Below are 17780 nucleotides of genomic sequence, written 5' to 3'. Positions count from 1 at the left end.
CGCAGTTCATTCATACCGCAATGCATCAATTGGGTCGAGTTTTGAAGCTTTGCGCGCGGGATAAAACCCAAAAAAGATTCCCACGGCGGCGCTGAAAAGAAAGGCGATGATGATCGAATCGGCGGAAACGAGCGTGGGCCAGCCGGCGGCTGAAGACAGAAAATCGCTCTTAATTCCAGTCGCGGAACTTAGCGTCGCGAGCAACTTCACGATCTTCGGGGCGCTGACGCCCAGAGAAATCCCGATTGCGCCCCCGATGGAACTGAGCGTTACCGCTTCGATCAAAAACTGCGAGAGGATGTCGCGCCCACGCGCACCCACGGCCATGCGGATGCCGATCTCGCGCGTCCGCTCGGTCACGCTCACCAGCATGATGTTCATGATGCCGATGCCACCGACAATGAGCGAGATGACCGCCACACCCGCGAGCAACGCGGTCATGGTTTCGGTGGTGGCGCTGGCGGCTTCGGAAATCTCCTGTTGGTTGCGGATGATGAAATCGTCGTCGCGTCCGGGCAGGATGCGGTGCCGTTGGCGGAGCAGTTCGGTGATACCATTCTGCACGTCGGCAATCTGGTCGGTGCTCGTAGCTTGCACGTTGATGGCGCGCAAGGTGGTGACTCCGGCAAGTCGTTTCATGCAGGTTGTGTACGGCACGATCACTGTGTCGTCCTGGTCTGAACCCATCATGGAAACGCCCTTGGGATGGAGCACACCGACAACCCGCACGGGCACGTTTTTGATGCGCATGATTTGACCCACCGGTTCTTCGCCGGGGAAAAGCTTTTCCGCCGTGGTCTTGCCCAGCACGCACACCTTGGCCGCCGCCCGCACATCGGCTTCCGTGAACATCGTGCCTTCAGCGAATTCCCATTGGCGGATGTTGAAATAATCCACGCCTTCGCCCATGACCTGGGTGCTCCAATTGTTATTGCCAGCCATCAGTTGGCCACCGCTCCGCACCTCCGGACTGACCGCGGCGACACCGGGCACCTCGTTCTGAATCGCCAGTGCGTCCTCGACCGTGAGCGTGCCGGCACCGCCGAAGCCGCTGAAAACGCCGCTACGATTGATGCTGCCGGAGAAAATCAAAATCACATTCTGACCCAGCGCGGCAATGCGGGCCTGCACCTGTGCCTTGGCACCGTTGCCGATGCCGACCATGGCGATCACCGCGCCCACACCGATGATGATGCCAAGCATCGTCAGAATCGTGCGCATTTTGTTTCGCCGCAGCGCACGAAAGGCAATTTTGATGGTGGCCAGATAACGCATGATTTAACTCGTCAATTGCGCTGCCTTTTCCGCTTGTTGCAACCGGCTCAGTTCGTCCCCCGCGTTCAACCTATTGGCCACCGTGGTATCGCTCACTACTTTGCCATCCCGCATCACCACCATCCGCTTCGTGTAATGAGCGATGTCCAGTTCGTGCGTCACCATGACGATGGTCATGCCCTCGTCATTTAGCTTCTGAAACACGCCCATGATATCCACGCTCGTGCGGGTATCGAGGTTGCCGGTCGGTTCATCGGCGAGCAGGAGCGACGGGTGATTGGCAAGCGCGCGGGCGACGGCGACGCGCTGTTGCTGGCCGCCGGACAACTGGTTGGGCGTGTGATCGGCGCGGTCGCCCAGGCCGACGCTCGCCAGCGCCTTCAAGGCCCGCTCACGCTGGCTCTCTCCGTTCAAGCGCCGGCGCATGTAAAGCATGGGCAGCTCGACGTTTTCCAAGGCGGACGTGCGCGGCAGCAGATTGAAGCCCTGAAAAACGAAGCCGATCTTCTGATTGCGGATGTCGGCCAGGGCATCGCGATTGAGTTGTGAAACATCGATGCCGTCCAGAAAATACTTTCCGCCCGTGGGCCGGTCGAGACAGCCGATGATGTTCATCATGGTGGATTTGCCGGAACCGCTCGCACCCATCAGCGCCACAAATTCACCCGGGTGAATTTCCAGTGTCACACCGCGCACGGCTTTCACCTCCACTTCGCCAGTCTGGTAGGTCTTGTGGATGTCCTCCAGTTTGATGACAGGCTTCATGTGAATCTCGTCCCAATTACCGGCGACCGCGAAAACCACCGCCGCCGAACGGACTCGTCCCAGCGGGTGGCGCGGCGGCCTCGGCTTGGGGCAGCTTGACTGCGGTGACGACATCGTCGCCTTCTTTCACTCCATCAATGACCTCGGTGAAAGCGCCGTCGCTGATGCCGGTCTTCACGCGCACCGGCTGAGGCTCGATTACCGGCTCGCCGCCACCGGCCGGCGTATTTGTCGCCAGCACGTAAATGGTGCGCGCAGCCGGCTGGAGGGGACGCGGACGCGCACCTCCTCCCGCACCGCCACGCAAACCACCTTCGCCAGGAGCGCCACCGCCGGGCCGTTGCAAGGCGCCACTCTGAAACAGTTCGCGCAACTTTGCGCGAATCTCCGGCGGCACCTCCTCGCCACGCTCGCGCATTTCACGCACGCGCCGCATCAACTCCTCCGGCGGTTCGTTGCCGGTCAGCGCCCCGGCTGCGGACGCCGTTTCCTGGATCTTGTTGGTGTCACCTGACTTCGCAACCAGTACCGCGTTCGTCGCCTCCGTTTTGGCTGACTGACCCAAACCAATCTTCCCGAGCCAGCGCGCCACAAAAGTCTGATTGGTGGACGGCTCGGGCGGTTTGAACCGGAGCGCTGCGTTGGGAATTTTCAGCACCCCGTTGCGCTGGGCGGTGATGATGGACACGTTCGCCGTCATCCCGGGCTTGAGCTTCAAATCCGGGTTGCTCACTTCAACCACGGTGTCGTACACCACCACGTTCTGAACGGTGATTGGCGAGTTGCGGATTTGCGTGACCTTGCCGTTAAACGTGCGGCTCGGAAACGCGTCCACTGTGAAGTTTACGCTCTGCCTCTCTTCCACGGTGCCGACGTCCGCCTCGGAGACATTGGCATCGATCTGCATTTTCGACAGATCGTTCGCGATGACAAAAAGCGTCGGCGCGTTCATGCTCGCCGCCACGGTCTGGCCGACATCGACGTTGCGTGAGATGACGATGCCGTCCACGGGCGCATAAATCGTGCAGCGCGCCAGATCGACTTTCGCGCGTTCCAAGGCGGCTTCCTTGATTTTCACCTGGGCTTCCGCCTGGTGCAAATCAGCCGTGACTTTGTCGTTGTCCGAGGGCGAGAGGAGATTGTTCTTGAAAAGTTCAGCGGAGCGGCGGGCGTTGACTTGAGCCAGTTCGAGGCCGGCCCGCGCGTTGGCAAGGTCGCCCTCGGCCTGGTGCACCGTCGCCTGAAACGTCGCGGCATCCAATTGCGCCACGACCTGGTTGGATTTGACCCGCGAATTGAAGTCGGCGTAGAGCTTTTGGATGATGCCGGAAATCTGGCTGCCGACCTGGACGTTGACCACGGGGTTCAAAGTGCCGCTGGCGGTGACAACCTGCGTCAGATCCCCGCGCGTGACGGTGCTGGTCTTATACTCCACCTCGTGGTTGCCGCGCCGATTCGCATTCCAGACCACAACAGCCAGGCCGACGACGACCAGCGCGCCGATGATGAGCCACTTCAACCCGCCCGACATTTTATTGTCTGCCATAGTCCTGAAGAATTATTGCATTTGCAAAGCGCAAGCTTCGACGATGAATGAAACCTGCTAAATGTCAAACCGGTGCGGACGCAAGTTAAAACGTGGGTCACTTTAAAAAGTTACCCCTGCGCCAAACTCTCGTGCGGAAACGTCGCGTTTCTGATGGGGAGGGTGGGAGCGTGCCGTGCTGGCAAAATCGCAGTTCAGCGCGCCCTCGCGCCAAGCATTCCGGTGGGCGGCCAGTCATTGGGTGATACGGCCAACCCACGAAACCCAACTAGCGAGAAATCGGGATACCCGCTGCGAGAACCACGAAAGAGATTGGTTGGCCAACATTTTGGCCGAGGCTCGTAAATCAGATGATACAAAACAAAAAGTTCATCTCAGAAGAAAGGATCCGGCTGCCGAGGCAGCCGGATCTCGTCGATGAGCCAACAAGCCTTGCTACGGCTTGGAGAGTCGGAAGAAGGTTGGCGTTGAGGTTAGCGCCTCACTATGAGTGCTGTTGCCCAGCGTGGTACCGATGTCTGCCCAACTCAATGGATTGGTCAAGTTGGTGGACTTCTGCAGGCGGATTCCCGGGCCACCCGGCCAATTCACGGTGACGTTGCCACCGGAGGTCGAGATGCTTGTGATCGCCAGAACGTTGGCCGTGACGCGGACGTTGTCAATGACCCAGAATCCTTGATGGCGCGTGCCCGCATTCCCGGTATCCAGCCCCTGCGCATGGAAGCGGAAAATCACGCTCGATTTTCCAGCTGCTTGGGGCACCGGAATATAATGGTGCATGAAATAGGAAGCCTCACCAATGTTCGACAGCCCTTTCTGGTAATCGAAGATCGTATTGAAGGTCGCACCTCCATCCAAGCTCACCTCTACCAGGAAAATTTGCGAGAGCGTCGGATCAAGTGAATTGTAAACTCCATGCAGCCACTCCGAGTCGAAATCCAGGAAGACTTCCGATTTGCCGGTGAGGTTCAGAGAAGGGGTATCCAGGTCATTGGTATAGTTGCTGGTGTCCGGCTGCCACATGGCATAGTTGCCTCCGGCGAGCATCATCATCAACCGACCGTCGGTGGGATTGTTCGGATGATAAGTTTGCAAGTCCGGGTAATCGATAAAGTTCGTCACACTCCAGTTCAGAACGGCGGTCGGCGCAATATTGGTCCCCCTGTCCCGAAGAAATTGCAGATAGCGCACCAAGTCAACGTTCACCTCGTTCGTATCTGTCGCTGAGAGTTTTTTGGAAAGGGTGCCATCGGTTTCCCTTAATGGTTCCGTCGCCCACTTCATCGGAAGGCCGTTCGTACGGGTGACTCCGGTATTTGCCCAGGTACCCGGAATTCCGCTCTCAAACTGTTCGAACAGCACCACCTGACTACCCTTCGGCGGCGGATTGTTGTCCACGAGAATGTTGTCCAGAGCAATCCACCAGGCGTCCGCCGGCTCAACGTAGCGGATGCGCATCTTGACGCTGGCCTGGTTATTGGCTTGGGCGGGCAAGTGCACATGCCACCGTCCATGAATACCGCTCCAGGTCTTGGTCTGCGAGTAACTGCCCAACACGGGATACCCATCGATTGGTGTTCCACCTTCGAAAGTGTTGTCCACATTCTGGTTGAAGCCGAAACTTTTGATCGGGCGCTGCGGCTCTGCCGTTGCCCACACCTGGGTCCATGTCGTCCCGCCATCCACCGAAAAACCCAGATCGACAATGCACTCGCCGTTGTTGTTGTTGTCAATGTCCACATCGGCATGCCACCAGACATCCGTGGCGCCGACGGTGCTGAAACTCGGCGTGATCGCCCAAAACTCCGAGAGGGAACCAATGTTATCCGAACCACCTGCGGCATCGGAATCCGAAATCAAGTAACCGCCGTTGGTCCGCGACGAACCTGTCCCATCAACGGTGGGAGGAGTGACTATTTTATCCAAGTTCGTTACATAAGAGTCCCAGAAGAAGCTTGAGTCCGGTTGTCTGGGTGCCGGCTCGAGGGGCTGATAATCCGCATCAGCATACGGATACTGGGCGACCCAAAAGTCTGTGCCCACCTCGGCCGCGCTGCCGTTTTTGCCGAAATCCCACCCGAACGAAATATAGCCGTCGGTATTGGTGGCATCGAAGTTTTCCGAGAAGTAAGTTGCACCATGAACCAGGCTGCCGGAGATCAGCAGTGTGGCAAATAATGCACCGATGAGGCCGTGTCTCAGCCTTGCGAGGACCTGATGATTGGGTATTAGTATCATACTTTTTTTATTTGAGGGTTTTTTTGTTACAGAGGAACGGTTGGGGAAATTCGCTTTTGAGCCTGCTTGTTCTGGTTGTTTATTTCGTGGATCGATAATTTTCAAGTGTCGTGGCCGCCTTTTCGTCGCCTTTGGCTTCAGCGGTCTGCAAAAGTTCGTGCACAGAGAGCATTCCCCGCTGCGCAATATTCTGCTGCTCTTTGTTTAGGCCGGACTGGGCCGAAAGATTCTGAAGTTCCGAGTAGGCTTTCGCGTAATCTTGAGACTGCAAGGATGAAATAATCTCCGCTGACATGCTTTTGATTTCAGGTTTGGCTTTGCCAAATGCTTTCTCGAAGGCGGACGGCAACTGATCAACCGGTATTGGAACTGGTGGTGTCACGTCCTGCTTGCAGCCCACTCCGAGCAGCAAAAAACAACCCAAACCCAAGCCCAAACCAAATTGCTTAACCTGAAGATGTCGCATTAGGAGTAAAGTGTTAGGAGGTTACCTCTTAATCTGAAAGCACTCTTAGAGGAGCCGCGCCGGTATAGTAGCGGTAGTCGATGCCAGCTTTTGGTCCGGAATATCCGGTAAATTTAATTCGACTGGCATGGCCATCAACCCAGACGGTCTGACACCCTTTGGTGTGACGATACCATTCGTTCTCAAAATGGTACCCTTTGTATAGTCCTGATAAGCCGCCGTAAGAGTTGGGGGCACTGCCTCCTATCCATTGTGTTAGAATTGCACCGCCGGCATCCGAGAAAGTGCTAAGACTATCGTCACCCCCATCCATCCTTTGCTCGGCGGCGTCCTGGGAAAAAATTGTTATCACCGGATTCTTGTAGCTCGTGGTCTTTTTTGCAGTCGCTCCATCCTGCAGGAGGGTAACATGCATTCCGTAAGTTGAATCGCGCCAGAATTCGCTGGGGTAATTCAAACCATCATCATGCCATTCGTCCGGGTGTATGCAACTCGGGCAGCGGAAAACTCTTCTATTGCTTCCGAAATATTTCAGATAGCCCAACGCCCAATACGCGCGCCCGTCGTTTGGAGTAAGGAGGACGTCGGACCCAAACAACGTCCACTGGCCATAGTTGGGCAAATCTCCGCTTTTGTTCAAACAAAAGTAGGTATTGTTAAAGTCATCGGCATACATGGTGCCGGTGACGCCGATTTGTTTCAGGTTGCTCAAACACTGCGCAGCCTTCGCTTTGTCCTTGGCTTTGGCCAGCGCCGGAAGCAGCAAACCTGCAAGGATGGCGATGATCGCGATCACCACCAGGAGTTCAATCAAAGTAAATCCATTTGGCGAAGGAGCCGGCCGGCGAGGGCGGAGTGAACCTATCATCTGCAACAGCATTGGTCTTGTCCTGGGTTTCATGATATTCAGCCGATTGCTCAAATAATTTGCGCGGCTCAGGCCTCGTCAACGGTAGATCGGGTTGCTGACTGGTTGTGTATAGCCCAACCCATCGAGCGATGGCAAGCAGAATTTGTGTCATAGTGAACTAACGATGAATTGATCATGGAGTCGTGTTTCTTGAGCTGGTTCCAAATTCAAGTTTGACCGTTGAAACCATTCGTTCACGCCACAGTTCGAAAGATCTGCACTCCGGTAAGGTCGATCGGCGATGACATTCGGCCTGCCATTTGCGGCCCGGCCTCCAATACTCCGGCTTCGTGTAGCAAAGCGAATTGTCTGGACGATAAACCGCAAGGGGTTAAAACGACTGCGAAGTAAAAAACTATGGCCTCAACTACCTGCCTTAAATGCGGCAACAAGGTCAATAACGGAGCCGTCGTCTGCCCCGATTGCGGCACACCAGTTTCTCGCCGCAAGCCGACGAAGGTGGCCAAACTCTTTGCGATTGTCCTGTTCTTTGCGTTGGTGGGTTTTACTTTGGCAACCTTCATCCAAAGCCGCGAACCTTCCCTCTCAGTTGCATCAAGCACTCCGATCGTTCCAGTGGCCGATTTTCAGGAAACAAAAGCCAAGGCCGATGGCGGTGATGCCGTCGCCCAAACTCTCCTCGGAGAGATGTATTCCAAAGGCGCGGGCGCTTCCCAGGATTACAAGGAAGCCGGCAAGTGGTATCGCCTCGCCGCCAACCAGGGCCACGCGATCGCGCAAAAACGTCTTGGTGAGCTTTACGAAGCTGGCCAAGGCGTACCCCGTGATGAAGCAGAGGCGGCCAAGTGGTATCAGCGGTCCGCGGAGCAGGGATTTGCGGACGCGCAATACAGCCTCGCGGTGTTGTATGTGACGGGCCGGGGCGTTACCCGAAATGACGTGGAAGCGGTTCGATGGTACCGGATGGCGGCCGAGCGCGGGGATAAGTTCGCCCAATACAATCTTGGCCAGCGCTATCTCAACGGCAAGAGCGTGCCGCAGGATCATGTCGAGGCGTTCAAATGGTTGAGCCTCGCGGCCGCGCAAGGGCTTCCCGATGCGATGAGCGTTCGCGACGAACTTAAAGGCAGCATGACCGGTGAACAACTCAACGAAGCCAAGCGTCGCGTCGCTGCATTTGTCCCAACGAAATCAATCAAGGCGACGAATTGATTCCCGAGTTTCATTAAGTGTGACATCAGCCATTTTCACCGCGCCGCCCTGTGCAGGCGGTCGGCGATGGCCTGCCATTCGGCGCCGGAAGGCAACGTCTCCATTACGATCAACTCCGCCCCGGTTTCATCGCACTGATGCAACTCCGCGTAAATCGCCCGCGCAAAGGCTTCCGCGTCGTGCGGAATCACGCTCACCCGACCCAGACCCGCCCCGGAAGGAATGCGCGTGTGGGCAATGACATGAACGCTGCGGAGTTGAGGGTTGAGAGTTGAGAGTTGAGAGTTGAGGTCGGCTTCGTCGGCCCACGACCAGATGACCAATCTGGCTCTCGGCGAATAATGTTTCGGGAGTTGTCCGGGACTGCGCAGCGGTTCGCCCGTGACATCGGACGATTTGAAATCCGAAATCTGCAATTCGAGATTCTCCGCCACCGCCTTCAACGATTCGGCGCGAATCATTCCGGGACGCAACACGCGCGGCGGAGAAACGGACAGGTCGAGCACGGTCGATTCGATTCCGACCTGCGCCTGACCGCCATCGACAATCAAGGGGATTTTATCGCCCAGATGTTTTTGAACGTGGCCGGCGTTGGTCGGTGAAATGGCGCCTGACAAGTTCGCGCTCGGCGCCGCCAAGGGAAAATCACAGGCGCGGATCACCGCCTGGATGAATGGATGACTCGGCCAGCGCACACCCACCGTTGGTCCGTGTGCCGTGACGATCTCAGGAATCTCCTTTGCGCACGGCAGAACCAGTGTCAACGGTCCCGGCCAGAATGACTTGGCCAGCTTATCCGCCAACGCGGGCCATTCGGCCACACAGCGCCGGGCCATTACCACACTGGCCACATGGACAATGATTGGATTGTGGGCGGGGCGGCCCTTGATTTCGAAGAGACGTTCGACGGCTTTTCGGTTGAACGCATTGGCGGCCAACCCGTACACTGTTTCCGTCGGCAAGGCGACGACCTCGCCGGCCTTGAGCAGTTCGGTGGCGCGCATCACGGCCGCCTGAAACAATTCCTTCGTGTGCGTCGGCAACACTTCTGCGTTGGCGTGACTTTGTGCACCCACGCCGGAAATCTGCACAGAGAAGCCGCCGAAGGACACAAGAAAAATCCCGCGACGTTTCGCGCTCAACTTTGAACTTTGAACTTCCAGCTTTGAACCTAATCTTCGGCCGTGCTGAAAACTTTGACGGAACAACTCACGCAAGCGAGATCCCTCACGGCTGAACAAGTGACCGACGCCGTGGCACAGCTCATCGACGAGGCGGTTTCAACCGAGTCAAAGGCGGAATTTCTAACGGCGCTGGCGGAAAAGGGAGAAACGACGGATGAGATCGCCGCCTTCGCGCGCGAACTTCGCGCCAAATCCATCAAGCCGCCGCTCGATTTGGAAACTCGCACGCGCGAAATCCTGGATGTTTGCGGCACAGGCGGCGATCGGCTAAACACGTTCAATATCTCCACCACGGTCGCACTGGTCTGCGCGGCGGCCGGGATCACGGTGGCCAAACACGGCAATCGCGCCATCACTTCGCAGGCGGGCAGCGCGGACGTGCTCGAAGCACTGGGCATTCCGATTGAGCTTTCACCGGAACGGGCCGCGGAGTCGTTGCGTGAGCATCGGTTCGCTTTTTTCTTCGCGCCAAAATATCATCCGGCGTTCAAACACATCACCCCCGCGCGCAAGCTCTGTGCCGGGCGCGGCCAACGCACGATTTTTAATTTCCTCGGCCCGCTGCTCAATCCGGCGCGGCCCACGGCGCAACTCATCGGCGTGCCGCAGCCCGAGCTTTGCGAGCCGATTGCGCATGTGTTGCAATCACTTCAAGTCCGACGCGGGATGGTGGTGTGCGGCACTGTCCCCTTTACCGTCGAGAGTCCAGAGTCTCGAACCCCGGCTCACGCCTCACGCCTCACGCCTCACGCCACCGCCTATCTCGATGAGTTTTCCACGCTGGGCAGCAACACCGTCGCCGAGTTTTATCAAGACCGTGGCTTCACCGTGTCCGAACTTTCGCCGGAACAATTCCCGTTGCAATCGGCGACGCTCGCGGATCTGGCGGGCGGTGATCGCAAGCACAACGCGTTAATCGTGCGCAATATTTTGAGCGGTGAAGAACGCGGGCCAAAGCGGGGTGCGGTCTTGCTCAATGCCGCGGCGGCCTTGTTTGTGGCGGGCAAAACGAAATCGATGATTGCCGGATGGGATCTGGCCGTGGACGTGATCGACAGTGGCAAGGCGGAAGCCAAGTTAAAAGAATTGCAGGCGGGTTAAACCAGAACGATGCGAGTGGACTTACCCCGGGTCCCACCATGAACCTGCTGCCAACCAAACCCACCCCTGACCCCTCCCAAGAGGGGAACAATCCACGGTGCGCCGCTCCCCTCCTTGGAGGGGTTGGGGTTTGCTTCCCGCTCGCTTCCCGTCTTGCGTAAATCTGGTCATCGGGGTAGAGAGGTTGCCCATGTACAAAATCCTGGGGACGGACCAAAAGGAGTACGGGCCGGTCACCGCCGAGCAGTTGCGCCAATGGATCATCGAAGGCCGCGCCAACGCGCAATCGAAGATCAAGGTTGAAAATGCTGCCGACTGGCAACTCCTGGGATCGTTGCCTGAGTTCGACGCCGACTTGTCGGCAAAACCAGGCGCCACGCCACCGCCCATCACGACTGGTTCCGTCGAAACCAAAACCAGCGGCATGGCCATCGCCTCGCTCGTGCTTGGGGTACTGGGATTTTGTGGTATCACGGCGCTGGTCGGCTTGATTTTGGGAATTATTGCGCTGACCAAAATCAACCGCAGTCAGGGACGATTGACGGGCAACGGAATCGCCATCGCGGGGATTTGCGTGTCCGGCTTCATGCTTTTATTCTCCATTCCGTTTATGGCGGGGCTGACCTTGCCCGCACTAGCCAAAGCAAAGCAGAAAGCTCAGACAATCAACTGCGCTAACAACATGAAGCAACTGGCGCTGGCGGTGCGAATTTACGCCGGCGATAATACAGACCAGTATCCACCGGCTGCAACCTGGTGCGACGCCATTCAAAGCACCGTCGGCTCAGCCAAAGTTTTTCAGTGCCCGTCCCATCCCGAGCGACGTTCCGCCTACGCGTTTAACCGGAATCTCGACGGCAAAAAGGAAGGGGAAATCAACCCGCGCACAGTGCTGCTGTTTGAAAGCGACGGCGGCTGGAACGGCACGGGCGGCTCCGAACAACTGGTCGCGCACCAACATTCGACGCGCACTGTCAATGTTGCGTTCGCGGACGGCTCGGTGGCACAATGGCCACGTTCGCAACTCAGCTCGCAGCGCTGGGAACCCTGACGGGTTTTTCGGAAGGAGCATTGAGACGTCAAATTAGAAAGGCACTCCATGTATAAAATCATCGGTGCAGACGGGAAAGAGTACGGGCCAATCACGGCGGATCAATTGCGGCAATGGATCGCGGAAGGTCGGGCCAACCCACGCACCAAAGTCCTGCTGGAAGGCACGACGGAGTGGAAGCCGCTCGCAGAATTTCCCGAGTTCGCCGCTACATTGACAGTTACGTCGTCATCTCCTGCTCCACCCGCTTTCCAGGTCATGCACCTTGCGCCCAAAACGAATAGCATGGCGGTCGCCGGTCTGGTGATGGGCATTTGCTCCATCGTTTTGGGCTGTTGCTGCTATGGACTCCCGTTCAACATCCTTGGCATTATCTTTTCATCCATCGCACTTGGTCAGATCAAAAAGCAACCGGAAATTCAACAAGGGAAAGGTTTGGCCCTCGCGGGATTGATTCTGTCCATTTTAAGCATCGTTTTAATCGTTGTCCTGTTGGTTGTTGGAGTGACGTTGAACATGCCGGAAATCATGCGGGAGTTGAACAAGCATTAAGGCCATGATTTTTGAAATCTAACTACCCACTCATGGAAAGGTCACGTGTTCAATTCGGATTCGTTGCGTTTGGCTTGGCGGCTGGACTTGTAATCTTGTTTCTCTTCGATCCGGCTCAGTACGCGCTTTATCCAAGGTGTTTGTTGCATAGTTCGACCGGCTTGTTCTGCCCCAGTTGCGGTGCGTTGCGTGCCACGCACGAATTGCTGCACGGCAACCTGGCTGCGGCATTCCGTTTCAATCCTCTGTGGGTTTTGTCGCTGCCGTTTTTGATTTGGATGGCCATTCGTTTCCTTGCGCGCAAACCGGAACCTCAATCGCCCTTCGTTGTTCGCCGCCCTGTTTGGATTTGTTGGCTACTCGCAGTTGTGATCTCGTTTGGAATTCTGCGCAATCTGCCGTTTGCGCCTTTAATCTGGCTCGCGCCGTAAGCGTGTCGCAACTGTGCTTGCCTTGGCACGGTCGATCGACTACAAGCTGTCCGGTCGCCAAACCAAAAAAAGTCTATGTTCAAAATCATCGGAGCGGACGGTCAGCAGTATGGGCCGGTCACTGCGGAGCAACTGCGGCGCTGGATCGCCGAGAACCGCGCCAACGCGCACACCTTGATTCAGCCGGAGGGAGCCGCTGAGTGGCGGGCCCTCGGTTCGTTCCCGGAATTCGCCGGTGACATCCAACCCACTCCGCCGCCCATCGCAGCCGCTTCGCCAACCTCCCCAATTGCGTCGCGCGCTTCGAACAAGATCCCGGCTGGAGTTTGCGGCATATTGCTCGGCTCGCTGGGGATTCACAAATTCATCCTGGGTTACACTGGCGCAGGCCTGATCATGCTGCTGGTCACGGTGTTGACGTGCGGTTTGGCCGGCGTGGTGACGCACATCATTGGCCTGATCGAGGGCATCATCTATCTCGCGAAGTCGGACGAAGAGTTTGTCAGGACCTATGTTGACGGTCGCAAGGAATGGTTTTGAACCGTGCGGCGGTGAGTCGAAGCAGAGTGAAGTGTCACCTTGACGGGCTTTCCGATTTCCGGGCACATTCCGCGCATGTATAAGATCATCGGAGGAGATCATAAAGAGTATGGCCCTATCGACGCCGAACAAATCCGCCAATGGATTGCTGAGGGGCGACTGAGCGGACAATCCCCGGCGCAATCAGAAGGCCGCACGGAATGGAAACCACTCTCCCAATTCCCAGAGTTTGCATCCGCGTTGGGTACGCAAGCGTCTCGCTTGCCGGTCCCGCCGTCCACCGTGTCGAATCCAGAAGTCTTTGTCGATCAAATCCTAGCTCGTCAACCTGATCTTCAGATAGGCAGTTGCTTGACCCGTTCGTGGCGATTGATGACAGACAACACGGGCTTGCTTTTTGGTGCAAGTTTTTTGACTTGGTTAATGAATTTAGTCACAAGGTTTATTCCGATCATCGGCAGTATTATTTACTTGCTGTTGACCGGTGCACTTCTGGGTGGGCTTTATCTGATCTTTTTGAAACGAATTCGTAATCAGCCTGCAAGCGCGAGCGACGTGTTCGCCGGATTTGGCCCGGGTTTTGCCCAACTGATGCTGGCTGGTTTGCTGACCGCCATACTAACGGGAATTGGCTGGATGCTTTGTTTGGTGCCAGGAGTTTATCTCTTGATTGCATGGAAGTTCAGCGTGCCTTTAGTAGCGGACAAGCGACTGGAATTTTGGCCCGCGATGGAATTGAGCCGAAAGGTTGTTACACGGATTTGGTTTCAAGTCTTTGTTTTGATGCTGGTCGCCTTTTTGCCATTTGTTTTGTTTGAGGCCTACGCTGCGGCGAAAACCTCCATGGCGATATTTTCCATGTTCTCCAGTTCGACAACTGGCGGATTCGATTTCACGCGGATCATGGAACTGGTCAAGGTCAGCGCGTCGATGACGTTGTTTTCTCAACTTGTCTTGTTCTTGAATCTGCCGTTTGCTCTGGGTGCATTGATGTATGCCTATGAAGATATCTTTGGCGCTCGGACCACGGCAGCCCCTTAGTCGGCAAACAGCTTGGGGTTGCCTGACGACTAATTTGGCAATGCCGGGCTTCGGGTCTTTGTTGGCAGGCCGGGTTATAGGTTATGTGCAAGTGTTCATCGGGCTGCTGGGTTTGATACTAACGGTGTACTTTGGAATACGATTCATCGCTTGGTACATCGGCAACTGGGACCGTTTGCATCAACCGCACGAGGACATTGGCGCTTATTTTCGTGAGCTTTGGCAAATGTTGCGCTGGGCTTTATTCGGAATCGCAGTTTATTTGTTTTCGTTGCTTTGGTCGCTGGTCACGAGCCTGAGCATCCTTAGCGAAGCGCGCCGCGAAGAAGGAAGCGACAAATCAAATGCCCCTCCATTTCTCCCTAGTCCAAAATAGCTGATTTTCGCGTGACCTGAACGAATCTCTGTGGCATGGGTTGGTCATGCCAAAATATACTCCTGCTCAAATCGAAGCCGTGCTTCCGTCCGTGCCGGATTGGAAAAGAAATGGCGACGCCATCACCCGAACCCGCCAATTCAAGGATTTTCCCGCAGCGATCCAATTCGTCAATGCCGTCGCCGACATGGCGGAAAGAGCGAATCACCACCCCGACATCGACATCCGCTGGAACAAGGTCACGCTCACCCTGAGCACCCACGATCAGGGCGGCCTGACGGAGAAGGATTTCGATCTCGCAAAGAAGTTTGACCGGCTCGAAACGAATGCGTGATGCGTGATGCGTGACTCTGGCCGGTTCGCACCAGCTTCACCAGTTACGAATCACGCATCACGAATCACGTCTCCGCCTCATGGTTGACGTCAAGACACTTTTCAAACGCCACTTTGGCTATCCGCCGGTGCACGTCGTCCACGCGCCGGGCCGGCTCGAACTGCTCGGCAACCATACCGATTACAACGAAGGCTTGGTCCTGTCGCTGGCCATCGACAAATACATTTACCTTGCTTCCGCGCCGCGCAACGACGGCAAGATTGAACTCGTCTCCTCCGCGTTTCCAGGTCGTGAACTTTTTTGGTCGAGTGAATTCAAAAGGAATCCCGCTGCACCTTGGGCGGATTACATCAAGGGCGTGCTCGATCAACTCCGCAAACGTGGCGTGCACTTCACCGGCTTCAACGCGGCCGTGCACGGCACGCTGCCGCTCGGCGCGGGTATGAGCAGTTCGGCGGCGTTGGAAGTGGCAACGGCGCTGACGATTCGCGCGCTCCATTCCTTCAGCCTGGGAGAAACCGGCGACACCTTGCCGCCCAAACGAAATGGCAAAGGCGAATTGCCGTCGCCAACAGCCGATGAAAGAATGCGCCTCGCCCGATTGTGCCACGCGGCGGAAACGCAATTCGTCGGCGTGAATTGCGGCCTGCTCGATCAAATCTCCGTACTGTTTGGCAAGGCGTGGAACATCATGAGCATCGATTGCCGGTTTTCTACTGTCGAAACCACGCCGCTCATTGGCGAGGCGATCATTGTTTGCCACAGCGGCGTGAAACGGGAACTGGTTGAAGGCCGTTACAACGAGCTGCGCCGGCTGTGTGAATCCGCGGCGCACGCGCTCGGGGTCAAATCTCTTCGTTCGGTGGAGCCAAAACTTCTGGCAGCCAACAAAGAGCGGCTGAACGAACGCGAATACCAATGCGCCTATCATGTCGTTGGGGAAATCCAGCGCGTGGTGGCGGCGGAACGAGCGTTGCGCGGCGAGGACCTGAGGCAGCTCGGGCAGTACATGTTTCAGAGCCACGAAAGCTCGCGCGATTTTTTGCAGAACAGTTGCCCTGAACTCGATCTTTTGGTGGAGCTGGCTCGCGCTCATCCGGGTTGTCATGGGGCGCGATTGACGGGCGGCGGCTTCGGCGGGGCGACCATCAACCTCGTGGCCTATCATCAGGCGGAAAGTTTCATGGAACACATCACGCGCAAATACGAAGAGCGCACCGGAAGAACACTTCAACCCGTCGTCTGTCAGATTGTGGATGGCGCAGCATAGAGTGAATGCCATGAACCTTCCCGGAAGCAACTCCCAAACTTTGTCGTATATGCGACAAAGTTTGGGAGGGCCAAATTCACCGTCCCGATGCACTTTTAAGTGCTGCCGGTGGCTGGTCCGTGGTTCACCCCATGAAGCGCCAAACCATGAAAGCCAGCTTTTTGTCTCATATGCGACAAATATTTGGCTTTCGTGGTTCAGGGTTACGCTGCGCGATTTTGAGATCGTGGAAAGTCCGCATGCGGGTCTTCGACGCCATGCCAGGATCACGCCATCGGGCGCAATTGCATCCACATGGCCGCACGAAAGGTCTCGTTTGAGGCGAGGACGATCAGCTCGCGATCCTTCGGCCGGCTGAAACAATTGGGCAACGCCGTCCACGGCTCCAGACAGTAAAACGGTTCTTCGGGTGATCTGGCCCAAAACGCAACGAAGCGATGGCGCGGGGCTTCCTCGAAATTCAGCGCCACCTCCAGTTCGCTGACCGGGTCGATCAAGATCAACTCCGGTTTTTTCAGGTCGGTCAGAAACATCGTCGCGGAAACATCCTCCTGCACGCTCCAGTTCTGAGCGGGAAAGGATTTCCCCGGGAAGCGTTCCCAGTTGCCCTGGGGCGTGAGCCGCCGGCCTTCCGGGATTTCCACGAAACACACCGCGCGTTCACTCCTGGGTGTCAGCGGCACTCGAAAGTAAGGATGGAAACCGGTGCTGAAGGGCATCGGCTCAGCGCCGCGATTCTCCACCACCTGTTCCCAACGCAACCGTCCCTGGTCGAGCCGATAACTCAAGCGATGCCGGAAGGCGAAGGGATAACTGGCGCGCGTCTGTTCATTGTCCGTCAGTTCCATCGTCAACGCCGTGGCGGTTTGCTCCACGATCGCCCATTTCAACCGGCGCGCGAAACCGTGCTGCGGCATGGGAAAAAGCCGGCCGTTCCATTCGTAGTGATGGTCCTTGCCGCCGGCGATGTTCTTGCTGGCCAGCGGAAAAAGAACCGGGTTGCCCGCGTACATCTCGCGCGGGTAACGGTCGATCACCGCCTGGGAGAAGTGCAGCGCCTCAACGAGTCCATGCTTGGGCAGTGGCCGGGCGTAACGCAAAAGCCAGCCGCCCAGTTCCGGCGCAATCATGGCCGTGGTGCCCTCCGCATCCGTGAGATGAACCAGGTTTTTTTCAGGCATAGAAGCGGGAGGAGAATGGAGACAGTTCGTGCTCGGGGCAGGAGAGGTATCAGTTCAGCGAACGCATACGGAAGTAAGTTAGAAGATGCCATCGAGAATGTCACGCACGAAAAGTGGGCGGTTGAGCCGCCAGGGTTGCCCCAAGCATTCGCGTCAGCGGCGGATCAAGGGCAAGTCCGAATTCCGGGAGCCGAATCCCGAAAGCGTTCCGAAGTCCGAAATCCCAAGCCACACCATGCCTTTGAGCGTGACGACGTTCGGGCTTCGAATTTATTTCGGGTTTCGACCTTCGAGTTTCGAACTTCGATTTCACCGGAACCTGGAGCAGTGCGAGAGGCAGGCAAGG

The 17780-nt window shown here is 56.7% G+C and carries 18 protein-coding genes; 10 read left to right on the top strand and 8 right to left on the bottom strand.

Translation table 11 applies throughout. The features are described from left to right. Positions 1 to 6: 6 nt before the first annotated feature. From HY298_16440 to HY298_16415, 6 genes are all read right to left on the bottom strand, one after another. Positions 7 to 1275, bottom strand: coding sequence for an ABC transporter permease (locus HY298_16440; protein MBI3851845.1), 1269 nt, complete (start codon positions 1273 to 1275; stop codon positions 7 to 9). A gap of 3 nt (positions 1276 to 1278) precedes the next feature. Continuing rightward, positions 1279 to 2040, bottom strand: coding sequence for an ABC transporter ATP-binding protein (locus HY298_16435; protein MBI3851844.1), 762 nt, complete (start codon positions 2038 to 2040; stop codon positions 1279 to 1281). A 16-nt stretch (positions 2041 to 2056) separates the two neighbouring features. Continuing rightward, positions 2057 to 3586, bottom strand: coding sequence for an efflux RND transporter periplasmic adaptor subunit (locus HY298_16430; protein ID MBI3851843.1), 1530 nt, complete (start codon positions 3584 to 3586; stop codon positions 2057 to 2059). A gap of 435 nt (positions 3587 to 4021) precedes the next feature. Beyond that, positions 4022 to 5929, bottom strand: coding sequence for a hypothetical protein (locus HY298_16425; GenBank protein ID MBI3851842.1), 1908 nt, complete (start codon positions 5927 to 5929; stop codon positions 4022 to 4024). Further along, positions 5904 to 6290: a hypothetical protein gene (locus HY298_16420; protein MBI3851841.1), complete on the bottom strand. Its 387-nt coding sequence runs from the start codon at positions 6288 to 6290 to the stop codon at positions 5904 to 5906. The genes HY298_16425 and HY298_16420 overlap by 26 nt, the downstream gene beginning before the upstream one ends. 28 nt (positions 6291 to 6318) lie before the next feature. Beyond that, entirely contained in the window at positions 6319 to 7158 is an 840-nt protein-coding gene (locus tag HY298_16415) for a prepilin-type N-terminal cleavage/methylation domain-containing protein (GenBank protein MBI3851840.1), read from the bottom strand. Positions 7159 to 7557: 399 nt separating this feature from the next. Between HY298_16415 and HY298_16410 the strand changes: the two genes are divergently transcribed. Then, the gene (locus HY298_16410; GenBank protein ID MBI3851839.1) at positions 7558 to 8373 is read left to right on the top strand and encodes an SEL1-like repeat protein; all 816 of its coding nucleotides are present in this window, start codon (positions 7558 to 7560) and stop codon (positions 8371 to 8373) included. Positions 8374 to 8408: 35 nt separating this feature from the next. On the opposite strand, the gene HY298_16405 is transcribed toward HY298_16410, so the two are convergent. Beyond that, positions 8409 to 9377, bottom strand: coding sequence for a threonylcarbamoyl-AMP synthase (locus HY298_16405; protein MBI3851838.1), 969 nt, complete (start codon positions 9375 to 9377; stop codon positions 8409 to 8411). A 180-nt stretch (positions 9378 to 9557) separates the two neighbouring features. Here HY298_16405 and trpD point away from each other — a divergent pair, with 180 nt between their 5' ends. The 9 genes from trpD to HY298_16360 all read left to right on the top strand — a co-directional run bounded on the left by trpD (position 9558) and on the right by HY298_16360 (position 16253). After that, entirely contained in the window at positions 9558 to 10658 is a 1101-nt protein-coding gene (trpD, locus tag HY298_16400) for an anthranilate phosphoribosyltransferase (protein ID MBI3851837.1), read from the top strand. A gap of 190 nt (positions 10659 to 10848) precedes the next feature. Next, positions 10849 to 11709, top strand: coding sequence for a DUF4190 domain-containing protein (locus HY298_16395; protein ID MBI3851836.1), 861 nt, complete (start codon positions 10849 to 10851; stop codon positions 11707 to 11709). A 48-nt stretch (positions 11710 to 11757) separates the two neighbouring features. Further along, positions 11758 to 12261, top strand: coding sequence for a DUF4190 domain-containing protein (locus HY298_16390; protein ID MBI3851835.1), 504 nt, complete (start codon positions 11758 to 11760; stop codon positions 12259 to 12261). Between the two features lie 32 nt (positions 12262 to 12293). Continuing rightward, positions 12294 to 12692, top strand: a complete 399-nt coding sequence (locus HY298_16385; protein MBI3851834.1) for a DUF2752 domain-containing protein — start codon at positions 12294 to 12296, stop codon at positions 12690 to 12692. Between the two features lie 75 nt (positions 12693 to 12767). Then, complete coding sequence (locus HY298_16380) at positions 12768 to 13232, top strand: DUF4339 domain-containing protein (GenBank protein MBI3851833.1); 465 nt, start codon at positions 12768 to 12770, stop codon at positions 13230 to 13232. Positions 13233 to 13307: 75 nt separating this feature from the next. Next, positions 13308 to 14273, top strand: a complete 966-nt coding sequence (locus tag HY298_16375; protein MBI3851832.1) for a DUF4339 domain-containing protein — start codon at positions 13308 to 13310, stop codon at positions 14271 to 14273. A gap of 40 nt (positions 14274 to 14313) precedes the next feature. After that, on the top strand, positions 14314 to 14649 hold the full coding sequence (locus HY298_16370) for a hypothetical protein (GenBank protein MBI3851831.1): 336 nt from the start codon (positions 14314 to 14316) through the stop codon (positions 14647 to 14649). A gap of 46 nt (positions 14650 to 14695) precedes the next feature. Next, complete coding sequence (locus HY298_16365; protein ID MBI3851830.1) at positions 14696 to 14983, top strand: 4a-hydroxytetrahydrobiopterin dehydratase; 288 nt, start codon at positions 14696 to 14698, stop codon at positions 14981 to 14983. Positions 14984 to 15062: 79 nt separating this feature from the next. Further along, positions 15063 to 16253 carry a hypothetical protein gene (locus HY298_16360; protein MBI3851829.1) on the top strand — a complete coding sequence of 397 codons (1191 nt, stop codon included), beginning with the start codon at positions 15063 to 15065 and terminating at the stop codon, positions 16251 to 16253. A 266-nt stretch (positions 16254 to 16519) separates the two neighbouring features. Here HY298_16360 and HY298_16355 read toward each other — a convergent pair whose 3' ends face one another. After that, positions 16520 to 17434, bottom strand: coding sequence for a hypothetical protein (locus HY298_16355; protein MBI3851828.1), 915 nt, complete (start codon positions 17432 to 17434; stop codon positions 16520 to 16522). Between the last annotated feature and the right edge of the window lie 346 nt (positions 17435 to 17780).

The organism is Verrucomicrobiota bacterium (assembly GCA_016200005.1).
In the GTDB taxonomy this organism is placed as follows: domain Bacteria; phylum Verrucomicrobiota; class Verrucomicrobiia; order Limisphaerales; family PALSA-1396; genus PALSA-1396.
The sequence above is the reverse complement of the archived record's forward strand: the minus strand, read 5'-3'. Positions and strand labels throughout refer to the sequence as shown.